This is a genomic window from Halomonas chromatireducens (assembly GCF_001545155.1).
GTDB lineage: Bacteria > Pseudomonadota > Gammaproteobacteria > Pseudomonadales > Halomonadaceae > Halomonas > Halomonas chromatireducens.
Map to the genome: position 1 here is coordinate 394,248 of NZ_CP014226.1, position 23,862 is coordinate 418,109.

General features: G+C 62.3%; 21 protein-coding genes and 1 pseudogene. 2 read left to right on the plus strand and 20 right to left on the minus strand.

Going from position 1 to position 23,862, the window contains the following annotated elements; translation table 11 throughout:
• Window positions 1-10: 10 nt before the first annotated feature.
• From LOKO_RS18515 to LOKO_RS01915, 4 genes and pseudogenes are all read right to left on the minus strand, one after another.
• A pseudogene (locus LOKO_RS18515) lies at window positions 11-373 on the minus strand (sarcosine oxidase subunit delta); the annotation flags it as partial.
• A 13-nt stretch (window positions 374-386) separates the two neighbouring features.
• A complete protein-coding gene (locus tag LOKO_RS01905) occupies window positions 387-1,637 on the minus strand; it encodes a sarcosine oxidase subunit beta family protein (RefSeq protein WP_066444358.1) in 1,251 nt (416 codons plus the stop codon).
• A gap of 48 nt (window positions 1,638-1,685) precedes the next feature.
• On the minus strand, window positions 1,686-2,987 hold the full coding sequence (glyA, locus tag LOKO_RS01910) for a serine hydroxymethyltransferase (RefSeq protein WP_066444360.1): 1,302 nt from the start codon (window positions 2,985-2,987) through the stop codon (window positions 1,686-1,688).
• 284 nt (window positions 2,988-3,271) lie between these two features.
• Window positions 3,272-4,366: a GlxA family transcriptional regulator gene (locus LOKO_RS01915; RefSeq protein ID WP_235588924.1), complete on the minus strand. Its 1,095-nt coding sequence runs from the start codon at window positions 4,364-4,366 to the stop codon at window positions 3,272-3,274.
• A gap of 219 nt (window positions 4,367-4,585) precedes the next feature.
• Between LOKO_RS01915 and LOKO_RS01920 the strand changes: the two genes are divergently transcribed.
• On the plus strand, window positions 4,586-5,449 hold the full coding sequence (locus tag LOKO_RS01920) for a LysR family transcriptional regulator (protein WP_066444363.1): 864 nt from the start codon (window positions 4,586-4,588) through the stop codon (window positions 5,447-5,449).
• 40 nt (window positions 5,450-5,489) lie between these two features.
• On the opposite strand, the gene LOKO_RS01925 is transcribed toward LOKO_RS01920, so the two are convergent.
• The 16 genes from LOKO_RS01925 to LOKO_RS02000 all read right to left on the minus strand — a co-directional run bounded on the left by LOKO_RS01925 (window position 5,490) and on the right by LOKO_RS02000 (window position 22,375).
• Window positions 5,490-6,248, minus strand: a complete 759-nt coding sequence (locus LOKO_RS01925) for a creatininase (protein ID WP_066444366.1) — start codon at window positions 6,246-6,248, stop codon at window positions 5,490-5,492.
• A complete protein-coding gene (locus LOKO_RS01930; RefSeq protein WP_066444370.1) occupies window positions 6,248-7,843 on the minus strand; it encodes a BCCT family transporter in 1,596 nt (531 codons plus the stop codon). The genes LOKO_RS01925 and LOKO_RS01930 overlap by 1 nt, the downstream gene beginning before the upstream one ends.
• Before the next feature lie 66 nt (window positions 7,844-7,909).
• Window positions 7,910-9,118: a M24 family metallopeptidase gene (locus LOKO_RS01935; RefSeq protein ID WP_066444373.1), complete on the minus strand. Its 1,209-nt coding sequence runs from the start codon at window positions 9,116-9,118 to the stop codon at window positions 7,910-7,912.
• A 471-nt stretch (window positions 9,119-9,589) separates the two neighbouring features.
• Window positions 9,590-10,105 carry a YgjV family protein gene (locus LOKO_RS01940; RefSeq protein WP_066444375.1) on the minus strand — a complete coding sequence of 172 codons (516 nt, stop codon included), beginning with the start codon at window positions 10,103-10,105 and terminating at the stop codon, window positions 9,590-9,592.
• The gene (locus tag LOKO_RS01945; protein ID WP_066444377.1) at window positions 10,102-11,622 is read right to left on the minus strand and encodes an amidohydrolase family protein; all 1,521 of its coding nucleotides are present in this window, start codon (window positions 11,620-11,622) and stop codon (window positions 10,102-10,104) included. The genes LOKO_RS01940 and LOKO_RS01945 overlap by 4 nt, the downstream gene beginning before the upstream one ends.
• A 60-nt stretch (window positions 11,623-11,682) precedes the next feature.
• Complete coding sequence (locus LOKO_RS01950) at window positions 11,683-12,651, minus strand: tripartite tricarboxylate transporter substrate binding protein (RefSeq protein WP_066444378.1); 969 nt, start codon at window positions 12,649-12,651, stop codon at window positions 11,683-11,685.
• An 11-nt stretch (window positions 12,652-12,662) separates the two neighbouring features.
• Window positions 12,663-14,201 carry a tripartite tricarboxylate transporter permease gene (locus tag LOKO_RS01955; protein ID WP_066444379.1) on the minus strand — a complete coding sequence of 513 codons (1,539 nt, stop codon included), beginning with the start codon at window positions 14,199-14,201 and terminating at the stop codon, window positions 12,663-12,665.
• Entirely contained in the window at window positions 14,198-14,671 is a 474-nt protein-coding gene (locus LOKO_RS01960) for a tripartite tricarboxylate transporter TctB family protein (protein ID WP_066444381.1), read from the minus strand. Before LOKO_RS01960 ends, LOKO_RS01955 begins: the two co-directional genes overlap by 4 nt.
• Window positions 14,672-14,726: 55 nt before the next feature.
• Window positions 14,727-16,172: a dihydropyrimidinase gene (gene hydA, locus LOKO_RS01965; protein ID WP_066444390.1), complete on the minus strand. Its 1,446-nt coding sequence runs from the start codon at window positions 16,170-16,172 to the stop codon at window positions 14,727-14,729.
• Complete coding sequence (locus tag LOKO_RS01970) at window positions 16,165-16,905, minus strand: maleate cis-trans isomerase family protein (RefSeq protein WP_235588925.1); 741 nt, start codon at window positions 16,903-16,905, stop codon at window positions 16,165-16,167. The genes hydA and LOKO_RS01970 overlap by 8 nt, the downstream gene beginning before the upstream one ends.
• A complete protein-coding gene (locus LOKO_RS01975) occupies window positions 16,902-17,360 on the minus strand; it encodes a DUF3830 family protein (RefSeq protein WP_066444393.1) in 459 nt (152 codons plus the stop codon). Before LOKO_RS01975 ends, LOKO_RS01970 begins: the two co-directional genes overlap by 4 nt.
• On the minus strand, window positions 17,357-18,109 hold the full coding sequence (locus tag LOKO_RS01980; RefSeq protein ID WP_066444402.1) for an aspartate/glutamate racemase family protein: 753 nt from the start codon (window positions 18,107-18,109) through the stop codon (window positions 17,357-17,359). Before LOKO_RS01980 ends, LOKO_RS01975 begins: the two co-directional genes overlap by 4 nt.
• Window positions 18,110-18,136: 27 nt before the next feature.
• The gene (locus LOKO_RS01985) at window positions 18,137-19,510 is read right to left on the minus strand and encodes an amidohydrolase family protein (protein WP_066444404.1); all 1,374 of its coding nucleotides are present in this window, start codon (window positions 19,508-19,510) and stop codon (window positions 18,137-18,139) included.
• Window positions 19,511-19,527: 17 nt separating this feature from the next.
• Window positions 19,528-20,808, minus strand: coding sequence for a TRAP transporter large permease (locus LOKO_RS01990; RefSeq protein ID WP_066444406.1), 1,281 nt, complete (start codon window positions 20,806-20,808; stop codon window positions 19,528-19,530).
• The gene (locus tag LOKO_RS01995) at window positions 20,805-21,365 is read right to left on the minus strand and encodes a TRAP transporter small permease (protein WP_066444407.1); all 561 of its coding nucleotides are present in this window, start codon (window positions 21,363-21,365) and stop codon (window positions 20,805-20,807) included. Before LOKO_RS01995 ends, LOKO_RS01990 begins: the two co-directional genes overlap by 4 nt.
• Before the next feature lie 8 nt (window positions 21,366-21,373).
• Window positions 21,374-22,375 (minus strand): TRAP transporter substrate-binding protein, encoded by a 1,002-nt coding sequence (locus LOKO_RS02000; RefSeq protein WP_083517381.1) that lies wholly within the window; start codon window positions 22,373-22,375, stop codon window positions 21,374-21,376.
• A gap of 360 nt (window positions 22,376-22,735) precedes the next feature.
• Here LOKO_RS02000 and LOKO_RS02005 point away from each other — a divergent pair, with 360 nt between their 5' ends.
• Window positions 22,736-23,419: a GntR family transcriptional regulator gene (locus LOKO_RS02005; RefSeq protein ID WP_066444410.1), complete on the plus strand. Its 684-nt coding sequence runs from the start codon at window positions 22,736-22,738 to the stop codon at window positions 23,417-23,419.
• Window positions 23,420-23,862: the final 443 nt, after the last annotated feature.

Here is a 23,862-nt window from a genome sequence, read left to right on the forward strand (position 1 = left end):
TCTTTCGCCTTGCGGCGTTACTGGCGCCCACGGTCTGTAGGCCGCCATCGGCGACCTGGACGTTGCCCTGCATTTCCCGGCTAGCCAGACTTTCGGCAGTGATCGTCGGCTGTTCACCCATCTTGTAGGTCTCGAGGATCTCGTAGGACACGGTGTTGCGCGTGATGTTGAAGAACTTGCGACAGCCTACGGCGTGGACCCAAAGCTCATGATGGATACCGCGGGGATTGTCGCGGAAGAACAGGTAGTCGCCCCATACCTCGTCGCTGCAGGTGTCCGGATCTGCGGGACGGGGAATGTGCGCCTGGCCCTTGGGGTGAAACTCCTCTTCCTCACGGAGTTCCTCGCAGTAGGGGCAATAGATATGAAACATGTTACTTGCTCCTCTAGTGGGCTACGCCAGCGGCGCCATGCTCGTCGACGAGGGCTCCGGTATGGAAACGGTCGATGGAGAAAGGAGCGGCGAGTGGATGCGTCTGCCCCTTGGCGAGGGTCCAGGCGAAGACATGCCCCGAGCCCGGGGTGGCCTTGAAGCCGCCGGTGCCCCAGCCACAGTTGAAGAACAGGCCCTTGACCGGCGTCTTCGACAGGATCGGGCAGGCGTCCGGACAGGTGTCGACGATCCCGCCCCACTGACGGTTCATCCGCACCCGCGAGAACATCGGGAACATTTCGACGATAGCCTGCAGAGTGTGTTCCACCGTGGGGAAGCTGCCGCGCTGTCCATAGCCGTTATAACCGTCGATGCCGGCACCGATCACCAGGTCGCCCTTGTCGGTCTGGCTGATATAGCCATGCACATGATTGGACATCACCACCGTATCCAGCACTGGCTTGAGCGGCTCGGAGACCAGCGCTTGCAGCGGATGGGACTCCAGCGGCAGGCGGAAGCCGGCCATCTTGGCCAGTACGCCGGAATTGCCCGCCGCCACGCAACCGACGGTCTTGGCCTCGATATCGCCACGATTGGTATGCACGCCAAAGACGCGACCGTCGCGGATCTTGAAGCCCGTGACCTCGGTGTTTTGCAGCAGGTCCACGCCGAGCGCATCGGCGGCGCGGGCATAGCCCCAGGCCACGGCATCGTGGCGCGCCACGCCGGCCCGCGGCTGCCAGGAGGCACCGAGGATCGGATAGCGGGCATTCTTCGAGCAGTCCATGATCGGCACGATCTTCTGGATCTGCTCGGGGTTGAGCACCTCGCCGTCGATGCCATTGAGGCGGTTGGCATTGACCCGGCGCTGGATGTCACGCATGTCCTGCAGGGTATGGCCCAGGTTCATGACGCCGCGCTGGGAGAACATCACGTTGTAGTTGATGTCCTGGGAGAGCCCCTCCCACAGCTTCATCGCATGCTCGTAGAGCGCTGCCGACTCATCCCAAAGGTAGTTGGAGCGTACAATGGTGGTGTTGCGTGCGGTGTTGCCGCCACCCAGCCAGCCCTTCTCGACCACGGCAACGTTGGTGATACCGTGCTCCTTGGCCAGGTAGTAGGCTGTGGCCAGACCGTGGCCGCCGCCGCCAACGATGATCACATCATACTGCTTCTTCGGCGTGGGATTGCGCCACTGGCGCTCCCAGTTCTCGTGATGGCTGAGGGCGTGCTTCGCCAGCCCGAATCCTGAATAGCGTTGCATATTCTCTCTCCTCGGCCGACCCCGCGGGCGAGGCCAGCCCATACGGGTTCAGGCAGTGGCGGCTTCGTCGGCCGTTGCCGGGGCAACAGCACCGTAGACCGGATGCCGTTCACAGAGCTCGGCGACCTTTTCGCGCACCTCGGCTTCCACGGCATCGGTATTGCCGCGTTCGGCCAGCACGTCGAGGATGTCGCAGATCCAGCCGGCCAGCTCGACGCTATCGCTCTCACCGAAACCGCGCGTGGTGATTGCCGGGGTGCCGATACGCAAACCCGACGTGACGAAGGGGCTCTCGGGATCGTTGGGCACGGCGTTCTTGTTGACGGTGATATGGGCACGGCCCAGCGCCGCGTCGGCATCCTTGCCGGTGACGCCCTGCTTGATCAGCGAGACCAGGAACAGATGGTCATCGGTGCCGCCGGAGACCACGTCATAGCCGCGGTCGACGAAGACTCCAGCCATGGCCCGGGCGTTGTCGATCACCCGCTGCTGGTAGCGTACGAAGTCCTGGTTCATGGCCTCCTTGAATGCCACCGCCTTGGCCGCGATCACGTGCATCAACGGGCCGCCCTGCTGGCCTGGGAAGACCGCGCCGTTGAGCTTCTTGTAAAGGTCCGCATCGCCATGGGCGGAGAGGATCAGGCCACCGCGCGGGCCGCGCAGGGTCTTGTGGGTGGTGGTGGTCACCACGTGGGCATGGGGCAGCGGGCTCGGATAGAGGCCGGCCGCCACGAGGCCTGCCACGTGGGCCATGTCCACCAGCAGCCAGGCGCCTACTTCGTCGGCGATGGCGCGGAAGCGGCGCCAATCGACTACCCGGGCGTAGGCCGAGAAGCCGGCAATGATCATCTTCGGCTTGTGGCTGCGAGCCAGGCGTTCGACTTCCTCGTAGTCGATCTCGCCGGTCTCCGGGTTCAGGCCGTACTGCACGGCGTGGTAGTGCTTGCCGGAGAAGTTGGGTGCCGCCCCGTGGGTCAGGTGGCCGCCGTGGGCCAGGCTCATGCCAAGTACCGTATCACCCGGCTTCACCAGGGCCATGAACGCCGCTGCATTGGCCTGGGCGCCGGAGTGGGGCTGGACGTTGGCATAGTCGGCACCGAAGAGGTCGCAGGCGCGCTCGATGGCAAGCTTCTCGACCACATCGACGTGCTCGCAGCCGCCGTAGTAACGCTTGCCAGGATAGCCCTCGGCGTATTTGTTGGTCAGCTGAGTGCCCTGGGCCTCCATTACCGCGCGGCTGGCGTAGTTCTCGGAAGCGATCAGCTCGACGTGGGCTTCCTGCCGGGCCACCTCGTCGGCGATGGCAGCGGCAATCTGGGAATCGAATGTGGTGAGGCCAACCTGGTTCATGACTGACTCCTGTTGTTATCGGTACTGAGCAGGGTGTGTCTTCGAATCTATCGGCAACCTGCCTGCATGAAAAATTTGAAATCCTTATGCGCAGATAATCAGCGCGAAGGTATTCAGCTCATGCAGCGATTAAAGGCCTGGGGGAGGGAGAAAGATTGAATAAATGCGACAGACTCCCTGAACGCGCGAGCCGATTCAGAACGCGGCCATGACCGGACCGGCGCCCGGGAAGCTGCATTGGCTTGAAGCCGAAGGAACAGGGCGAGGGGAAGGGGGAAGGCGGCTCAGAGCGCCGGGCGGCCCTCGACATGCAGGAAAAAGGGGTCGACCTTGTCACCGCCGGGCTCGCTGGCACGCTTGCGCATCTGTGATGGTGTCATGCCGAAGGCGCTACGAAAGTGGCGGGAAAAGTGCGGCGTATCGGCGAAACCGCAGCGCTCGCCGATCTCGGTGATGCTCTTGCCGGTGTAGTGCAGCAGCCAGAGCCCGTAGCGCAGCCGCAGGTCTCGGGCAAACTTCTGGGGGCCGACGCCCAGCACCTCACGGAAGCGACGTTCCAGATTGCGACGCGACGTCCCTACGCGCTCGGCAAGCACCTCCATCGAGATCGCTTCACCCAGGTGCTGCTCGAGAAGGGCGATAGAGCGACGCACCAGGCGATCCTCGACCTTGCCGAAGACCACCGGCTGCGGTTGTGCATGGACCCCGGTGCGCGCTTCGTCGAGCTGCATGATATGCAGGCTCTTCATGGCCCACGCTTTCCCCAGGTGCCGCTCGACCAGGTAGGCGGCCAGGTCCGCCCCTGCCGCGCCTCCCGCGCAGGTGATGCGGTCGCCATCATCGATGAAGAGCCGGTCGGCCACCGGCTCGATGGCGGGAAAACGCTGGACCATGTCGTGATGGTGATACCAGCTGACACAGCAGCGCCGATCCTTCATCAGCCCCGCCTGGATAAGGGCGAATACCCCGGTACACAGCCCGACCAGCGGCACCTGAGCAGCCGCCGCCTGGCGCAGGTAGGCCAGCGCCGTGGTATCGACCCGGTCCTGCTGGTCCTGGACACCGCCGATCACCACGATGTAGTCGAATTCACCGGGATCCCGGTACGTCAGGCAGGGTGAGACCGCAGCACCGCAGCTGGAAACGGCCTCATGACCAGTGCTGGTCATGAAAGTCCAGTGGCAGCGCAGCTGGCGGCTGCGATCACCCTCGTCGGCCGCCAGTCGCAGGCAGTCGACAAAGGCCGCAAAGGGGAACAGGGTGAAGCGGTGCAGCAGGACGAAACCGACGGAGAGCGACGCACCTGATGCCATATCGATCAAGGCGGCACTCTTGTTGGTTCGGCCTGCAGCGTGAGTAGGGCCTTTGATGTCGTTCATTTCACGACTCTAACGCATTCACCACGGCGGGCAACCAATATGCGCGCCAGGGGGGTCCCCTCCCTGCCGGCATGCTGTCGCAACCCTCTCCAACACTTGGGCACGCCCCATGACGCCGCTGGCGTGGCTCCGTGCGATATACTCGAGACGATGCACTCGGAATTAGTGTTGCTTTCCAGCTCGATGGCCCGGCGCGTCAGACATGACAAAGGTAAGCCTATGACGAATATACCGACCGACCTGCTGAGGACCTTCGTCACGATAAAGGATCTGGGAGGCTTCACCAGCGCCGGCGAGCTACTCGGCCGCTCCCAGCCGGCGATCAGCCTCCAGATAAAGAAGCTGGAGGAGATACTCAATACCAAGATATTCCTGCGAGGCTCCAGTCTCGAGCTGACCGAGGATGGGGAATATCTCTATGAGGCTGCGCGGCGGATTCTGGAGGTCAATGATCAGATCATTGCCAAGGTCAGGGGAGACAATGTTTCCGGCAAGGTCAGGCTCGGCATTCCCAATGACTTCGAATTGGCCTTCCTGCCCAAGGCGTTGCGAAACCTGTCCCGGGTCTATCCCAACATCATCGTGGAAGTGGACTGTGAAATCAGCAAGGTGATCCTTCAGCGCTATCAAAAGGGGCACTATGACATCGCCCTGGCCATGGAGCGCGCCAAGGAGAACGAGGACAGGGACGCCCGGGACTACCGGCTGGAGAATCTGGAATGGGTCTACAAGGACAGCCGCCTCATCAATGGCTATGAGGAGCCCATCCCGCTAATTGCCTACCCCCAGGGGTGTGTCTACCGCTCCATCATGGAGGAGGCCCTGCAGGGCCAGCAACACCCTTTCCGGTTCATGTACACGAGCACCAGCCTGCTGGGCATTTTCTCGGCGGTCGAGGAGGGCCTAGGGATCACGGCCATGGCCAAATCGGTCATACCCCACAACCTGAAGCATGCCAGCAGTGCCAGGGACCTGCCGGAACTCGAGAGCGTCTGCATCGGCCTGTACTACAAGGAGCGCGAGCTCAATGTCGCATCCCGCCACGTGCTCGATTTCCTGCGCTCGGGACTGGCCAATATATGAGCGGCGCACTGCCAGCCCATGGGCTGGCAGTGCCTGTGGCTTAACCGAAGGTTCGAGAAATCTTCTCTATGCACTCATCGAGTATCCATCCGCCTTTCTCAGCCGTTGCTTTCGCCGGTGATGAGAGGGTTCCCGAACTGGGCACCCAGCTGGGGTCGGGCGGGAAGACGTCATAGGGTGGGAACTCGGCCGGTGCAATATCCACGGCCTTCGACATGTCCACCAGGTCGGGATGGATCTTGAGCATGATCGAGGTCTCGAGCACGCCCCCGTGTTCGACCGCCCAGCCCGAGAAGCCGTCCGGAAACACTTTCTCGATGGTGGCCTCGTTGATGAAGTCCCAGTACGAGAGCAGCACGACCTTGATCTCGATGCCGGCGAGTCTGGCATGTTTCACGGCACGGTCGGCGGCCTCCACCAGGAACATCGAATTCTCGTAGTGGCCGTTGAGGACGATGAACTCCCGGTTCCCGTGCGCCATGAACGCGAGGATCACGTCATAGGCGTACTCCTCCAGGGCGCGGCCACTCACGCAGGTGGTGCCCGGAAAGAAGTTTCCTCCCCCTGACTTGACCTGGGACTTGTAGCCATAGGCGATGGGCGGGGCAACCAGCATGTTGCCACTTCGTTCGGCCACCCGGCAGGCAATATGCTCCGGGATCAGCACATCAGGGTTCAACGACATATGGGGCCCATGCTGCTCGATGGCACCAACGGGCAGCAGGATCTTGCAGGTACCCTGCCCCACCGTGTCGCGATAGGTTACCCAGTCCATTTCCGCTATCTTGACGCTATTCATCAGATCTTTGCCTCCGCAGCGGACGTTAGCGCATGTTGCTCGAGAAAGTAGCTGTCTTGCTGAACGGCTCGCAGGATCGAGTAGGCCATCAGCACCATGATGATCGAGAAGGGAAGCGCCGAGAGGATGGCTGCCGTCTGCAGGGTCGACAATGCCCAGGTGCCCCCCACCAGAAGCAGTACGGCGGCTATGGCTCCTTCCGTGACGCCCCAGAAGATGCGGTGCCGTGCCAGCGGATGCGGGGCACCTTCACTGAGTATGGTGGTGATGACCAGGGTGCCCGAGTCGGATGAGGTTATGAAATAGGTTGCCACCAGTACCGTGCCGAAGAACCCGGCCAAGACCCCGAGAATGCCCAAGTCCATCGCCGAGAAAGTGGCATAGAGCGCAAGGGAGACATCATTGGAGACCGCATCGGAAATTCCCCCGCTGCCGAAGAGCTCTTGATAGATGGCCGTGCCCCCATAGGCAGACAGCCAGACAAACGAGAGTAGTGACGAGACACCTACCACGCCAAAGATGAACTCTCGGATGGTCCTTCCCTTGGAGACACGCGCCACGAAGACCCCGACGAACGGTGCCCAGGACATCCACCACCCCCAATAGAAGACGGTCCACCAGCCTTGCCAGGAGTCCTGCCAGGAGTCGCCCCCATTGGCAGCCGTAGCGTTGCTGCCGGTATAGAAGCTCAGGGGTATCACCGTTCTCAGGTAGTCACCCATGGAGTCCAGGAAGCCGCCGATGATGTAGCGGGTCGGGCCAAAGATGAAGAAGAAGGCCAGCAGCAGGAAGGTCAGCCACATGTTAGCCTGGGAGAGATACTTGATACCCCGCTTCAGGCCCGTCAGTACCGAAATCAGTGCCAGCACGGTGATGCCGGCAATCAGCGTAACCTGTACCAGGCTACTGACAGGCACACCCCACAGATAGTTAAGCCCAGCATTGATCTGCTGTACGCCAAGCCCCAGAGAGGTAGCAATGCCGAACAGGGTGGCAAAGACAGCAATGATATCGATGAGGTTACCAATCCAGCCATTGACTCGCTCTCCAAGGATGGGATAGAGCGTGTAGCGAATGCTGAGCGGTTTTCCGTAGCGATAGGCCATCAGCGCCAGGCTGAGAGCAACGATACAGTAGATGGCCCAGGCATTTAGCCCCCAGTGGAAGTAGGCAAGGCGCATCGCCACATCGGCTGCCTCGCCGTTGCCCACCGCCGACGAGAAGGGGGTCCCGTGGGAGAGGTGCATGATCGGCTCGGCAATGGACCAGAAGATGATGCCGATGCCCTGCCCGGCCGCGTAGAGCATGGCAAACCAGGTGAAGTAGCCGAACTCCGGCTTGTCATCGTCAGCGCCCAGCTTGAGTCGTCCATACTTGCTGAACGCCAGGGCAACAAGAAAAATGAGAAAGCTCGCTGCAAGCCCGACATACCACCAGTTGAAGTAGAAAGTCACATAGGTTCTTCCCCGGTCGATCAGCTCGGTAGTCGTTTGAGGGAAGAGGATGGCGAGAGCGATGAAGGCCGCTATGAGGGCGACAGACACCAGAGTAACCAGCGGATTCACCCCTTTGAAGGGGCCCGAGTGCAGGACCATATCCAGACTCCTATATTTTCTTTTATTCTTATACGCAGAAAGGGGGCCAGAGGCCCCCTCGCTCAATTACTTGATGATGTTGTGCTCCGGCCCATACGGGAAGCCGGTGATGTTCTCGGCCCCATGCTCGTTGACCACCAGGATGTCGTGCTCGCGGTAGCCGCCGGCCCCCGGACGCCCTTCCGGCACCATGATCATGGGCTCCATGGAGACGACCATGTTGGGCTCGAGCACCGTCTCGATATCCTCGCGCAGTTCCAGGCCCGCCTCACGGCCATAGTAGTGGCTCAGGGTACCGAAGGAATGGCCGTAGCCGAAGGTGCGGTACTGGAGCAGGTCATGCTTGGCGAAGATGTCGTTGAGCTCATGGGCGATGTCGCAGCAGCGCACCCCGGGCTTGATCAGCTCCTGGCCCCGGCGGTGGACCTCGCAGTTTGCCTCCCACAGCCGCAGGTGCTCGTCGGAGGCGTGTTCGCAGAACAGGGTCCTCTCCAGAGCGGTATAGTAGCCCGAGATCATCGGGAAGGTGTTCAGGCTCAGAATGTCGCCGGGCTGGACGCGACGGCTGGTCACCGGATTGTGGGCGCCGTCGGTGTTGATGCCCGACTGGAACCAGACCCAGGTATCCATCAGCTCGCTGTTGGGATAGGTCTTGGCGATCTCGCGCACCATGGCAGCCTGGCCCGCCAGCGCCACTTCGTATTCCGGCACGCCAGCGGTAATGGCATCACGCACGGCCACGCCACCCACGTCGGCGACACGCGCGCCCTGGCGAATCAGTGCGATCTCCTCGGCAGACTTGATCATGCGCATCTGCATGGTCGGCATGCCGATATCCACCAGCTCCACCTCACCCAAGGCCGCCAGGAACTTCTGCTGGTTCTGCAGCGTCAGGTGATCGAACTCGACGCCGACCCGGCGGCGGCCCTCGCAGAGCTGCTTGACCGCCTTGAAGAAGTTGTCCTTTTGCCAGTCGGTATAAACGATATTGTCGCCCAGGCGATTGCGCCGCCAAGGCTGGCCGCCGTCGATATTGGCGGTGACGGTCGTGAAGCGGTCTTGCGTGACGACAAGGCCATAGTCACGCCCAAACTTGCAATAGACGAAATCGCTGAAGTAGTTGATGTTGTGATATGACGTCATCACCACGGCGTCGATATCATTGGCTGCCATGGCCTTCCTGAGGCACGCCAGCCTTCCTTGCATCTCGGCGTCCGAGAAGGTGGGAAAAACCTTTTGCCCGTTGGGAATCTCGATCAGCGATGGAAGTTGCATCTTGTTGTCTCCTTCGTCCTCAAGCGACCTGCGTCGCGGGGTTTTGACCCAGCCTGAATTGCTTCATGGCGTGCTTTTCTGCTGTACGGACGAATATGGCCAGCGGGAGGAGACAACACCAATCACTAGTGCAAATCGGCCCATTGGCTACAGAAATGCCTAAAATTTTCATCGCCTTACGGCATTACCGGTCGCTTTTTTCTACCCATGGGAGAGCGCCGGTGGCGCTTCCGGGGTAGTGCAGCGCCGATCAGGCTCGGGGATGTGAACCTCGTCACGGGATCGCAGCTCGCCTGGGTCACTGGGTCAGGGCTAACGAAGGTGGCTAGCGAAGGAGAGAGATAGGAACAAGCGCCCAACCGACCTGCTTTCCGCCGCAGGCTGGTGATAGGTGTCACGACAGGGCACAGCGGCGCGACCAGGTAGTGTAGCCTTCGGCTTGGGCCATTTCAGGCCCCTGCCTGATTCACTTCACTCTTCTGGTTTGAGCGAGTTGACGGTTTTACGCCAACGAGTTATCCGAAATGCATTGGACGCCGCATCGGTCGCCATCACGATCACACCCGGAACCGAACCGGCCTGCAGGTTGAAGACTAGCCAGAGTAGGCTGCCGACCAGCAGTGCGCTGCGACGCGACAATCCCTGGAGGAAGAACACACCAATACTGCCCGTCACCACGGCAATGACCGGCAGGAGGTCCCAAGCACTGCGCCAGCTCACCCCACCCGAGACCAGATAGAGCGTGATGAACGAGCCGGCCAGCCAGGCGCCCCTGTAGCGAATCCCTACCAGATTGCGTACCGCGGTGATCAGGTTGAGCAAGGCAGCCGTGGGCTGTGCCAGCATCAGGAAATGCAGGCTCCAGACCAGGCAGGAGCCTGCCAGCAGCAGCAGCATGCGCACATCCTGCCGGCACTGGAAGGCAAACACGCCGAGTAGCGCAGCCACACCACCGAGCAACTGTATGCCCAGCCATTCGAGGCTCATTCGTCGAAGCGCGCAGGGATGGTCCCCGGTGCCAAGGGAAGGGCCTGGCAGCGGGACCAGATGCGTTCATAGGCTGGTCGCAGGGTTTCGGTCATCCCCTCGGCGGCATCGATTGCCGGCCTCAGCCGCTGCATGGCCTGGTCGATACGCTGGGATATCACGCGCTGGTCGAGACGGGTCAGCTTGCCATCGGCGACGACCTGCTCGCCTTCCACCCATACCGAGTGGATACCGCCACCGCTCTCACCAAAGACCAACTGGCGCAGCGGATCATTGAGCGGCGTAAAGGCTGGTGCATCAAGCCGATAGAGCACCAGGTCGGCCCGCTGGCCAGTCACGACCTGCCCTAAGTAACCGTCAAGGCCCAAGGCCCGGGCCCCGCCCTGGGTGGCGGCCTCAAGCGCCTCCTCGGCACCAATCCAGTGACGATAGTCGTCTCCGCGCAGCTTGTGGATCAGGGCCGTGTTGGCCACCACCCTGAGCATGTCGGTGGACTCCAGTGATCCGCAGCCATCGGTGCCCAGGCTCACATTGACCCCGGCATCCAGCAGGGCACGCATGGGCATCAGCCCCGAACCCAGCTTGAGGTTGCTGTTGGGGTTGTGCTGCACGCTGGCGCCACTGGCGGCAATCCGCGCGATATCGTCAGGGGTCAGCCACACCGCATGAATCAGCGAGGTTCCCGGCGCCAGAAAGCCCAGGTCATCGAGATGCTGGAAAAGCGTCTTGCCTCGCTGGTGCCAGGCCGAGGCCGCCTGCAGGCGGGTTTCCTGGACGTGGATGATCACCGGTAGACCGGTTCGGTCGGCCAGCGCCCTCACCTCGCCGAGCAGGGCATCAGTGCAGCGCTGTGGCGCTGAGGGTGCAAGTAGCACACCTACGCGGTTGTCCCGAGGATGACGCGTCGCGGCGAGTGACTCGACCAGGCGCAGATACTCTGCCGACGGGGTCGCCTTGCCCGGCGCCAGACTGGCCAGGGTCGCGGGACTACACTCCTCGTGAATAAACGGCACGCTTTCGTGAAAGGGCACGTCAAATAGCGTAGGGCCCAACAGCGCGCGGATGCCGACATCTTCATAAGCGGCCAGTGCGGCCTCGACATGTTCGTGGTCGAGCACCGGCGAAGCATTGAAGTCGTCAACGATGCAGGTGGTGCCTGATAGCAGGGCCTGGCAGGCGCCCACCAGCGTGCGCAGGTAGACATCGTCGGCAGTCAGCGGCAAGGGCCTGGCCGGCCGCACGTAGTTCATCCACAGCTCCAGGGGCAAGCGGTCATAGCGCCCCTTGTGGAAATTTTCGTGGGAATGGTGGTGGCCATTGATGAAGCCCGGCATGGCGAGCGTGCCGGAGGCGTCGACGACCTCGCCTTCGGGTGAAGCATCCCCCGCCGGACGAATCGCCTGGATGACGCCATCACGGATAACGATATCCATCGGCGACTGTAGGACATGACTGCCGTCCTCGCTGAGAGGCCGTGTGCCCAACAGCGTCGTGGTCTTGTCAGCATTCTGTGTCATCACGAACGGTCGACGGCCCCATCCGCGGGGCCGTCGACACTCTCCTATGCGGTGAAGGGACTATTCGCCCAGGTAAGCTTCACGCAGTGCCGCCTGCTCGGCCGCCAGTGCATCAGCAAAGGCCTCATGCCCGAGGAACTGGATGCCGGAGCCAATCTGGCCGATCAGCCGCAGGAAGCCTTCATCCTCGGTCAAGCGCTGGAATCCATCGCTGAGCTCGGCAATGACTTCGGGCGGTGTACCAGCCGGTGCCATCACCCCGCGCCAGAACTGGAAGACCACGTCGTAGCCCTCTTCCTGGCAGGTGGGGATGTCTCCATAGGCCTCGAAACGCTCGGTATCGGTGACACAAAGCCCAACCAGGCTACCTGCCTCGAGATGCTCACCCACCACGCTGGGGTCACCGGCATAGGCCATGGTATTGCCCCCCAGCAGTTGGGTCACCGCCGGACCGCCGCCGCCCAGTTCGACGCCACGCATATCAATACCGGCAGTGGACTTGAGCATCTCGAATACCGTATAGGTGAAGCCGTTCCGGTTGTCGGAGCTGTAGACCACCTCGTCGGGATTTTCCTCAGCGTACTCAACCAGTTCACCGATGCTCTGGAAAGGCTGATCGGGGGTGGTGACAAAGATTGCCGGGCTATAGTTGATGCGGGCAACCGCCACGAAGTCATCCATCACGTAGGGCAGATCTTCGACCTGCGGGCGCAGTGAATTGATGGTCGGGTCACCGAATAGCAGCATGGTGCCGTTTGGCGTACTGCCGGCCACCTCGGCGGCGGCCACCGCACCGCCGCCGCCGCCACGGATCACCGAGATCAGTGGTCGGCCCAGAAACTCCTCGCCAACCGCGGTAATGATGCCGGCGTGCAGGGAGTGGGAGCCTCCGGCGGGATAGGGCGTGACGAAGCGGATCGGCTCATCGGGCAGGTGGCTCTCCTCGGCGAGAACCTGGCCGGTGGTAAGGGTGGTAGCCGCGGCGAGCGATGCGGCCAGTATGGTACGGGGCAGGAGGGAACGGGACATAGTGAGTTGCCTCAGGTGTTGTTGGACTTGGGTGGGTGGGACTTGGATCGCTTGCGCATGACACCTGCTTTCACCAGTCCACGCCATGCCATCGTAAGGATGACCAGCGCTAGCAGGATCAGCAGGATGAGGCTGCCTGGCCGCGACCAGAAGATCGCCAGGCTGCCGTTGGAGAACACCAGCGACTGACGCACGGCGCTCTCGAAACCCGGCCCCAGCAGCAGGCCGATAATCAAGGGGGCGATGGGGAAGTGGGTGCGACGCATCAAGTACCCCAGGCCACCACCTACCACCAGGATCAACAGATCGAAGGTGCTGGAATTGACCGCATAGGCGCCGCAGACGCATAGCAACAGGACGCAGGGATAAAGCACGGTGGATGGAATGCGGGTGACCTGCTTCAGCCAACGAATCGCCGCCAAGCCAAATATCAGCAGCAGAACGTTGGTGACGAGCAGTACCAGGAACAGCCCGAACAGGAAGCCTGGGTTCTGTTGAATCAGCAGCGGTCCCGGCATCATGCCTTGCGCCATCAGCGCACCAATCAATACAGCTGTGATGGTGTCACCGGGAATACCGAACACGGTCATGGGAATCAGCGCCGCGGGCACCACGGCGTTGTTGCCGGACTCTGCCGCTGCCAGTCCCTCGAGCGATCCCTTGCCGAATTTTTCCGGTTCACGGGAGCGTTCGCGGGCCAGGCCATAGGCAATCCAGCAGGAAATTTCAGCGCCCAGTCCCGGCAATGACCCCAAAAAGGTTCCCAGGGAGGTCGAGCGCAGGATGGTCGGGCGCAGGGCCCAGAACTCTGCCCACTTGAGCCTTTCTCCACCATGTTCCACCACTGGCAGGGCACCACTAGGCCGCTCGGGCGGATGCGTCAGCTGCATGAGGATCTCACTCAGCGCAAACATGCCGATTAGCAGGGGAATCAGTGAAACGCCGCCCAGCAGATCGGTATTGCCGAAGGTGAAGCGCTGGTAACCCGACATCGGATCGAGCCCAATAGATGCGACCAGAAGGCCGAGCCCGGCAGCAATCATCCCCTTCAGGAAACTCTCTCCGCTGACCGTGGCGATCATCGTCAATGCAATGAGGTAGAGCAGCGCAAACTCCGGTGAACCGAAGCGAATCGCGATGCTTGCCAGCGGGATAGCCACCATGATCAGCACCAGGGTGGCCATGAAATCCGCCACCACAGAGCTGTATAGACTCAGTTCCAGTGCCTTGCGCGATTTACCCTGCTGCGTCAGCGCATAGCCGTCACGGGCCGTTGCAGCCGCCGCCGCAGTGCCGGGAGTATTGACCAGGATGGCCGGTATCGAGCCGCCATAGATGGCCCCCTTGTAGATTCCCAACAGAAAAGGGATACCAATGGTCGCCTCCATGAAGAAGGTGAAGGGCGCCAGCACCGCCACCGCCATGGTGGCAGTGAGCCCTGGCAAGGCGCCGATCAGGATGCCACCGGCAAGCCCCGCCGACAGCGCCAGGAAGGTCCAGGGACTGGCCAGCATGGCAAGCCCCTGCTGGAGTACGGCCAGGTCGATCACAGCACCACCCCTCTGGGGAAGTAGACCCCCATGACGCCCTCGAAAAGATGGATCACCAGCGCCGGCGGCACTACCGCCAGCGCCAGCAACACATACCAGCGGCGTTCGCCGAAGCAGAGTGCCAGCAGCGGCACGGCCAGCATGGTGACCAGCCAGATGCCCAGGAAGCGGATCGATACGACCATGGCCACCATCAGCGCATAGGCGACGAGCGCCCGGGCGGTGTGTCCAGACTCGAAGGCCACCGAGGACGCTGGCCGCCAGGCGGACAGCAGCAGCACCACGCCGAGGCCGGTCACCAGCAGTGCGATCAAGCCGGGGAAGAACGCCGCCGACCCGATATCGCGGGGGTCTCCAAACGGCGGCGGCGTGCTATGCACGATGCGCAGAAACATGACCCCCACCGCGATCACCACGAGTGCCAGCAGCGACTCGATCAGGCGCCCCCCAGGCCACGTGCGTGAGTTCATGGGGACACCCCGCTCGCTATCAGCGCCTCGAGGCGTCCGGGCATGTGTGAACGGCTTACCACGCATCACCTCCCGACGGCCGTGGCTTGGGCCGAGCCGGCGCGGGCAGGGCGCAGGGCAGGAACTGGCCGCGCCCGGCGACGCCCAGGTAGTCACCGTCGCGCCACACCACCTCGCCACGTGACAGCGTCAGGGCCGGCCAGGCCGACACCGGTATGCCCTCGTAGGGGGTGTAGTCGACGCCGTGATGCAGGTCGCTGTTGCGGATGCGCCGGTCCAGGCCGGTCTCCCAGATCACCAGGTCGGCATCGGCGCCGACGGCTATCGAGCCCTTGCGCGGATAGAGGCCATACATGCGCGCCACATTGGTGGCGGTGAGTGCCACGAACTGCTGAATGGTCAAGCGGCCCGTCTCCACCCCATGGCTGAACAGCAGGGCAAGACGCGTTTCGAGTCCCGGGATGCCGTTGGGAATACGTTCAAAGCTGGCGTCACTGCCGGCCGCGAACTTGCCCTGGGGGCCAGCGAAGGTGAACGGCGCATGATCCGAGGAGAAGATCTGGAAGGCGCCACTCTCCAGGCCATCCCAGACCACTTGCTGGTTGGCCTTGTCGCGCGGCGGCGGGCTGCAGATGCACTTGGCACCGTGGTGATCGTCGTCCTCGATGCCTAGGTCGTCAGCGGTCAGGAACAAGTACTGCGGGCAGGTCTCGGCATAGATGCGCAGGCCGTGGCTGTGCGCCCAGCGCAGCTGATCTATCGCCTCACGCCCAGAGACGTGGACGATCAGGATCGGTACGTCGACCAGCTCGGCATAGGCAATAGCGCGGTGGGTGGCCTCACGCTCGACCAGCATGGGCCGCGCCTCGGCGTGATAGCGGGGAGCGGTATGGCCATGGGCAAGCAGACGTTCGGTGAGCCAGGCGATGCAGTCGGCATTCTCGGCATGCACCATGACCATGGCACCGTGCTCACGAGCCACCGCCAGCACGTCGATGATTTCCCGGTCCGACAGCTTCAGGTCGTCGTAGGTCATGTAGATCTTGAACGAGGTATAGCCTTCGCGGATCAGTGCCGGCAGCTCATTGGCCAGCACCTCGGGGGTCGCGTCGGTCACAATCAGGTGGAAGGCGTAGTCGATACACGCCTTGCCTTCGGCACGCTGGTGATAGTCGTCGACGGCGGCGCGCAGACTCTGGCCTTTCATCTGGCAGGCAAAAGGAAAGACCGTGGTGGTGCCGCCGCAGGCCGCCGAGCGGGTACCGCTGAGAAAGTCGTCGGCCATCTTCGAGCCGTCAGAGGTGGGCTGGTCCAGATGGCAGTGCCCGTCGATGCCGCCTGGCAGCACCCAGCGGCCGGCGGCATCCATCTCTTCACGTCCGGCGCCGAGACCGCTGCCCAGCGCCGTGATCACGCCGTCGCGGATGCCGATATCGGCTTCGAACACATCGGCGGCGGTGGCGCAGCGGGCGCGCCGAATCACCAGATCGAATTCAGCCATGTGCCATCACTCCTTCCATCAGTTGGCCCCAACCGGCCACCGGCACGTCGCCATGACTGGTCATGCGCAGCATCTTCCACACCACGGTGGCCGTGGTATCCAGCACCGGCACTCCCAGCTCCGCCTCCCACGCCGGAACCAGGTCGGCCGAATAGAGATTGGTGCAGGCCACCACGATGGCCGGCGGCCCGGTTTGGGCCACACGGCGAACCTGGGCAGTGAGTGTTGCCGCGGTCACCTCCGAATAGGCGAAGTTTTCGCTGATGCCCAGGTGATCCTCGGCCACCACGTCAAACCCTTCGCCACGATAGTTGTCGAGAATTCGCTGCTGTACGTCGTCGGTATAGGGCGTCACCAGACCGAACTCGCGCAGCCCGTATGCCGCGAGGATTTCATTCAGCGCCAGCATCGAGGTCGTGGCCGGAATACCGGTCTCTTCACTGATGCGTTGGCACAAGGTCTCGTCGTGGTCGAACCCCAGCCAGCCGGCCGAGGTGCCGCTCCAGCCGATTACATCCACCCGGGCGTCGGCCAACAGACGGGCTGCCGCCAGCACGTGGCTATCATCGAACTGGCCGAGGGCTCGCGCGCTGAGCGCGATCTCGGTCACGGTAAAGCGGGAGAAGTGCGCGCTGACCCCGGGAACCTTGGCCACCATGGCTGAGGTAAGCGGCTCCAGGGCGGTATTGGATGAGGGCGTGAGAACGCCGAATCGGCTGCGGATGACGGTCACCGGGAGGCTCCTGTGGTCGGGTGAGTAGTGATGATCAACGGCTGGGCGCCCTGCCATAGGCAGCGTCGTCCCAGTTCCGGGAGCTGCTCGAGTCCTTCGACGAAGCTCATGAAATGATTGCCAGCGATCGGCCCCAGCTTGCTGGCAAAGCTACACGCGCCATAGGCCAGCAGAATCTCGGTCTCGCTGTACCCGCCGGGGTAGAACAGCACGTCGCCGGGAGACGGATAGCGGGTGGTGTTCTCCCAAGGCAGCGCGAAGTCCTTTTCGCCCAGGGGGATCCAGACGCCCTCACCGCTCCAGCGCACATGCACCAGCTGCGTCTCCCAGGGCAGTAACGCCAGAAAGGCCGCCACGCTGTGCGGGGCATCGGGACGGAGCTCGGCCAGGAACTCGAGGTCGTTGGAGACCAGGCGCAGGCGTACGCTGCTCTCTTCCGGCTGAGGACGACTCATTGCACATCCCCCCGGCCAATCAGCTGCCCCAATGCTGGCGACAAGCCTTTGGCACCTTTCGCCGGCGGCGCGGCATAGCTGCCCGCCGTCGCCTTGGCGGGGCCGAGGTGGGACAGCAACTCCGCCTGCTGTACCGCGCAGCTCACGCCATCCACCACCGGCACCGGTATGCGCTGTGCCACGCTGCGCGCCAGACCCGCCAAGGGCGCGCCGGCGATGATCAACACATCCGCGCCATCGTCGCGAATCGCCGCCTCACACAGCGCCACCAGCTGCTCGCCCTTGTCCTGCTGCACGCTGCCGATATTTGCCAGCGGCTCGTCCAGACAGCGGATAACGGCCAGACGCGACGTCATGCCGTAGCGAACCACGGGCTCGGCATACCAGGCACGGATGCGCCTTGAAATAGCCACGATGCCGATCTTGCCGCCGAGCATGGCGGCACTCATCAGCGCACTCTCGGTCAGGCCCACCACCGGTATCGGCAGCATCTCGCGGGCCGCTTCAAGTCCCGGGTCGCCAAAGGCGGCCACCACGGCGGCATCGTGTCCGGAAAAGTGGTCGGCCAGCTCGTTGAGCGTTGCGTAAGCGCCGATGGCAGCCTCGGCGCGGGTCTCGATATAGGCCACGCCCAGCGCCGCCGTGCGCAGGGTCAGCTCAGTCCCCGGACTGGCCGTACGGCGCGCCTCGGCCTCGATCAGTTCGGTGACGCTTTGCGAGATGTTGGGATTGACGATCAGCAGTTTCATGGGCGCTCCCTCGAGCCGTTAGCAGGGTCAGACCTGGGCCCGGGCGCGGGACCAGAGTGCTTCGGCCGCGTGCTGGGCATCGGCCAGCAGCGCCGGCGTATCCGCCAGACACAGCTCGCCCCCCTCGACCACCACCTGCCCATTGCAGACCACCATCTCCACATCGCGTCCCTGGGCGGTATGCACCAAATTGCCCAGCGCATTGATCAGCGGCACCAGGTGCGGGCGGCGGAAATCGAAGACCGCCAAGTCGGCGCGCTTGCCGGGCGTCAGCGAGCCCAGCTCATGCCCCAGGCCAAGCGCCTTGGCGCCGTTCAGGGTGGCCATCTCCAGCACATGGTGAGGCTGCCAGGTGTCGTTCACCTCGCCTTCCTGGACGCGGCCCATGATCAGCGCCCAGCGCATGACCTCGACCATGTCGGCGTGCATGTTGTCGGTGGCCAGTGTCAGATTGGCGCCGGCTTGACGCAGTCGGGTGGTGGGGGCAATGCGCCCGCCGGTGGCATTGCCGCGCGGGACGTGGGCGATATTGGTGCCTGCGCGACCGATACGCGCGATATCGCTGTCGCTGACGTACATGCAGTGGGCGGCCGTGAAGCGCGGCCCGAGCAGCCCGACATCCTCGAGCAGCTCACTCGGGCTCATGCCGTCGCGCTCCTCGACGCGACGATTCTCTTTGCGGCTCTGGGAGAGATGGCCGTTGACCTGGATGCCCAGGGCGTCGCGGGTCTCGGCCACCTTCACCAGCAGCTCGCGGGAGCAGGTGTCCGGCGCATGGGCCGCCAGCTCGACGCCCAGGCGGCCGTCCATCTTGCCCTGCCAGCGCTCATGCAGCGACACTGCCTCACCCAGCGTCTTCTCGCCAATCGCGGTGCGATGCTCCCACACCCCTTCATGGACGCGACTGAAATCCACATCATGGATGCGGCCACAGGTGATCACCCGCATGCCCAGTTCGCCCATTGCCGGCAGCGTCAGGTCGGCATGCACATAGCTGTCATTGATCAGGGTGGAACCGAACAGCAACGCCTCGGCGGCGCCCAGTCGCGCCAGTGCCACCGCTTCTTCCTCGCGGACCTCATGGCCGTGCGGCACGCCCGGGGTGTAGGCCGGGGCGAAGCCCATGTCCTCGGCCACGCCCCGTACCATGCTCAGGATGGTGTGGGTATGCACATTGACGAAACCTGGAATGATCACACGACCATGCATATCCAGGGTACGGCGGGCGGGCGGGAGCGGCTCACCGGCAGCGTGGGGGCCCACCTCGACCAGGCGGCCCTGATGGATCACCAAGCGACCGCAGGCGATCTCACCGAGCTGTGGGTCCACGGTCAGTAAGCGCGCGCCGTAAATCACCAGGTCGGCAGGGTGCTCGGCGTCGAACGGAGAGGGTGTCGGCATGGTATGCTCCTCAGGATTCAGTAACCGAGTGCACGAGGCAGCGCGGTGACGATTTGCGGAAAGGCGATGCAAAGACCGAGGATCGCGAACTGGAAGGCAACGAACGGCAGTGACTCTCTGACCAGCGTCATCATCGGCACCTTGGTTATGCCGCTCATGACGAAGTAGAGCACGCCAACTGGCGGCGTCATCATGCCGACCACCAGGTTGTACATGAACAGAAAGCCGAAATAGAGCGGATCGATGCCGTACAGCACGGCGACGGGCGCGAACAGCGGCACCAGCATGATGTAGGCGGCGTTGGATTCGATCAGCATGCCGATCACCACCAGCAGTGCCATGGTCAGCAAGATAAAGATCATGGGATCCGCGGTCAGCGACTGGATGAACGATGACAGCATCATCGGCACCATCTCGATGGTGAAAATGAAGGTCAGCACCGACGCAAACGCGATCAGCGCCCCGACCATCGCCGAGGTCACCGCGGCGCGGTAGAGACAGCCCGGCAGGTCGGCGATACGCAGACGGCGCGTGACGGCGAATCCGATGAAAGCTGAGTAGACCACCGCGATGGCTGCCCCTTCGGTCGCGGTAAAGATGCCGCCTACGATGCCGCCTACCACGATCACCGGCATCATGATGATGACGATGGCGCGCCGCGCCTGCCGCCCCACGTTGCAGAGGTTGAAGCGCTCGCCGGTCAGCGGATAGCCGCGCTTCCAGGAGATCCAACTGGCAATGACCATGAAGCCCACGGCCAGCAAGATGCCGGGGAGGATACCCGCCATGAAAAGGCCACCCACCGACACCGAAGAGCCGGCCATCAAGGCGTAGACGATCATCGCATTGCTGGGTGGGATCACCGGGCCCAGATTGGCCGCCGAGGCAATCACGGCACCTGAGTAGGCATCCGGGTAGTACTTACGCAGCGACGGTACCAGCGTACTGCCCATGGCACTGGCGCTGGCCACAGCAGCACCGCTTACCGACGCGAAAATGGTGCCGGAAGTGATCGTCACGTGGGCCAGGCCGCCGTGCATCCTGCCCACCAGGCTGTTGGCAAAGGAGATGCGTCGATCCATGATCCCGGCTCTCACCATCAGCTCACCGGCGAGCATGAACAGCGGAATGGCCATCAGCGGGAAGCTGTTGACGGCGTGCAGCATTCGTTGCGGCATCACCACCAGCTCGAAATCGAGCATCCACAGGCCCGCCAGCGACCCAAAGCCGAGGGCAAAGGCCAACGGCATGCCGAGGACGGCCAAGCCCAAAAACAACCCTATCGCCAGCCAGGTCATGTCAGCTCCTCCCAGGTTCGCGACCCGCCCCAGGCCAACAGGGCCAGGTGCAGGAAGGCATGGCCGCCGCAGATCAGCACCGCGATGTAATAGATCGCCGAGGTGATCGGCAGCGTCGGCATCAGTTCGGGCCAGCGATCGAGGGTCGCCACCCAGGCCCCCAGCATCACCATCAGCATCAGGGTCGTCGAAACGCCAGCCATCAGGCGAAACAGCACCTCCTTCATCCACTCAGGCATCAGCATGACGAACAAATCGATGCCCACATGCACCCCGTGCTTCACACCGTGGGGAATGGCCAGGAAGATGGCCCAGACAAAGAACAGCCGCGACAGCTCGTCGGCGGAGTCGATCGATGACCCCAATACGTAGCGCCAGAACACCTGCAGGGAGACGATGGTCGCCATCAGGCCCATCACTGCCACGATGCCCCAGTAGGTGGTGGCATCGAGCAGCTCCACGATGCGCTTGGCACGCCTGAAAGCACTGGAACGTGGCGGGGGCTGGGGCCCCCGCGCCTGGGTATTGTCGTGCGGTGGTGCAGAAGTGTCCGTCATGCCTGACCTCACAGCGCCGCTTCGGCTTCCTGGATCACCAGCTCAAGGAACTCAGGATCAACGCGCTCCGCGAGGCTCTCCGCGACTTCCATGGTCGCTTCGCGCAGTTCGGCGCGCAGCTCCGCCGAGATCGGAGTGAACTCCATACCTGCCTCGATCAGCTGCTCGCGCCAGGACTCCTCCTCCTCTGCCGCAGCCTCACGCTGCCACTCCATGGCCGCTATCATCGCCTCATCGACGATCACGCGATGCTCTTCGGAGAGGCGCTCATAGCTGCGCTGATTGGCGACGGCGTTGATGAAGTCGTAGAAGTGACCGCTATCGGAGAGATGCTCCTGGACCTCGTTGAAGCGACGGCTGGCGATGATGTTGTAGGGGTTCTCCTGACCATCAAGCACTCCCTGCTGGAGCGCGGAGTAGAGTTCAGAAACGTCCATCGACACCGGGTTGGCCCCCAGTGCACGGAAGGTCTGCAGGTGGACTTCATTAGGCTGCAGGCGAATGCGCATCCCCTCGAAATCCTCGACCGACGTAATCGGGCGGAGATTGTTGGTGACATGCCGGAAACCGAGCTCGCCGTAGCCAAGGTTGACGAAGCCCAGCTCGGCCATCTTTTCATCGAGGTGCTTGCCGACCGGGCCATCCATTACCGCAAAGGCCTGATCACGGCTATCGAACAGGAACGGCAGGCTCACCGCTTCGTACTCGGGGACCGATCGAGTGAAATAGGCGATCGAGGTAAAGACGGCAAAGATGCTGCCTGAACGCACCTGATCGACGTTCTCTGTGGCCCCGCCCAACTGCATCGCCGGGAACAGCTCGACAGAAATATCTCCGTTTGACTCGCTCTCGACCTGCTCCTTGAAGACCTCCATGGCCCGAGAAACCGAGTGGTCGGTGGGAAAATTACCGGCCACGCGTAACCGTTCCGTCGCCAGCACCGAAGACGAGAGCAGCATGCCTGCTGCCATCACAGCGGCCATTTTTACCGTTCTTGTTTTGATCATCATGAGTCCCTCCAGGGATTGTCATTAAGGAGATGATCGAAATGCAGCGCAGTCAATCACCTGAAATGAAAGAGCAATTGCCATGCCTGAAACGTCGAATCGCGCGGCAAAATCATCCAATCCATTGTTTTTAATCGAGAAAAAAATGTGTAGAATCATACTGCGAAAGATTGTCCAACAGATTGCGTACAATCTGTAAGATAGATCACGCACCCAAATTGTGCAAAAATAAGTGTGAAAGCGCATTTGCAGTGCGTCGGACCAGGGGAATTCAGAGCGTCAACCGCTAGCTCGGAACAACACTACTGACCCACGCTGACCTGCGGCATACTGGAGCAAGACACTGAAAGGACAGGACCGACAATGGAAGCTTTGCCCACCAAACCCGCTATCGAGCAGATTGCAGACCACATCACCGATGCCGTGATGGAGCACCGCCTCCCCCCCGGGATCAAGTTGGTGGAGGAAAAGCTGGCCAGTGCCTTCGGTGTCAGCCGTACCAAGATCCGTCAGGCACTGACGCTATTGGCCCAGGAGGGGCTGGTCACCCTGCATGCCAACCGTGGCGCTTTCGTGACCCGTCCCACCGCCGACGAAGCCCGCGACCTGTTCGCCACACGGCGTTTGGTGGAGCCCGAAATTGTCCGTAATGTTATTGCTAAGGCCTGCGAACACGATATCGCTCGCCTGCACCAGCACTTAGCAAATGAGGCACAAGCTCGCTTAGCAGGAGACCGACGGCGAATCATCCGACTTTCGGGTCAATTCCATATGCTGCTGGCGACGTTAGCGGGTAATGCCTTCATAGAGAAATTGATGGCGGAGCTATGCCCGCTGACGTGTCTCATCATCGCGCTCTATGACGCTCCCCAGACCCCCGCCTGTCCCGAGGACGAGCATAGCCAGATCGTCGAGGCCATTGCGGCTCACGATGAGGACACTGCCGTACGCTTGATGCTCCACCACCTGGATCATATCGAGAAGGAATTGCAGTTGGACGCACAGCCCAGCACGCCCAACATTCATTGGGAGTCTCTTTATGGGTGATCCATGTTGCTTCGACGTCATTACTGAGGATGGCGACGACAACAGCAAGCACCACCATGCCGGCAGGATTCATGAACGGGGTCTATTTCGTTATCCGAGCACTCTCGTCAGACAGCTTCACCCACACCCAGGGCACGCCAGCCGATGTCATCGTGAACCTCCTTATTCCGGGGCGGGCGACGATAGGGGAGCAGGCAGTCGTACTCCTTCTTGACGATCGCATAGCCCTCACAGATCCACACCTCCAGGCCGGACCGGTCCAGAATAGTGATGCGCCGGCGATGGTAAGAGATCAGGCCGGCCTTCCGCAGCTTACCCGCCGATTCGATTCCACAACGCTGCGTTCGCCAGCGCACAGTGAGTGAGTGCCATAAGGTCCATCCTCGGTTGAGCGTGGCAAAGGAAGTGCCTACACAGGATGTGGCGCTCAGCGCTAGAGGCGT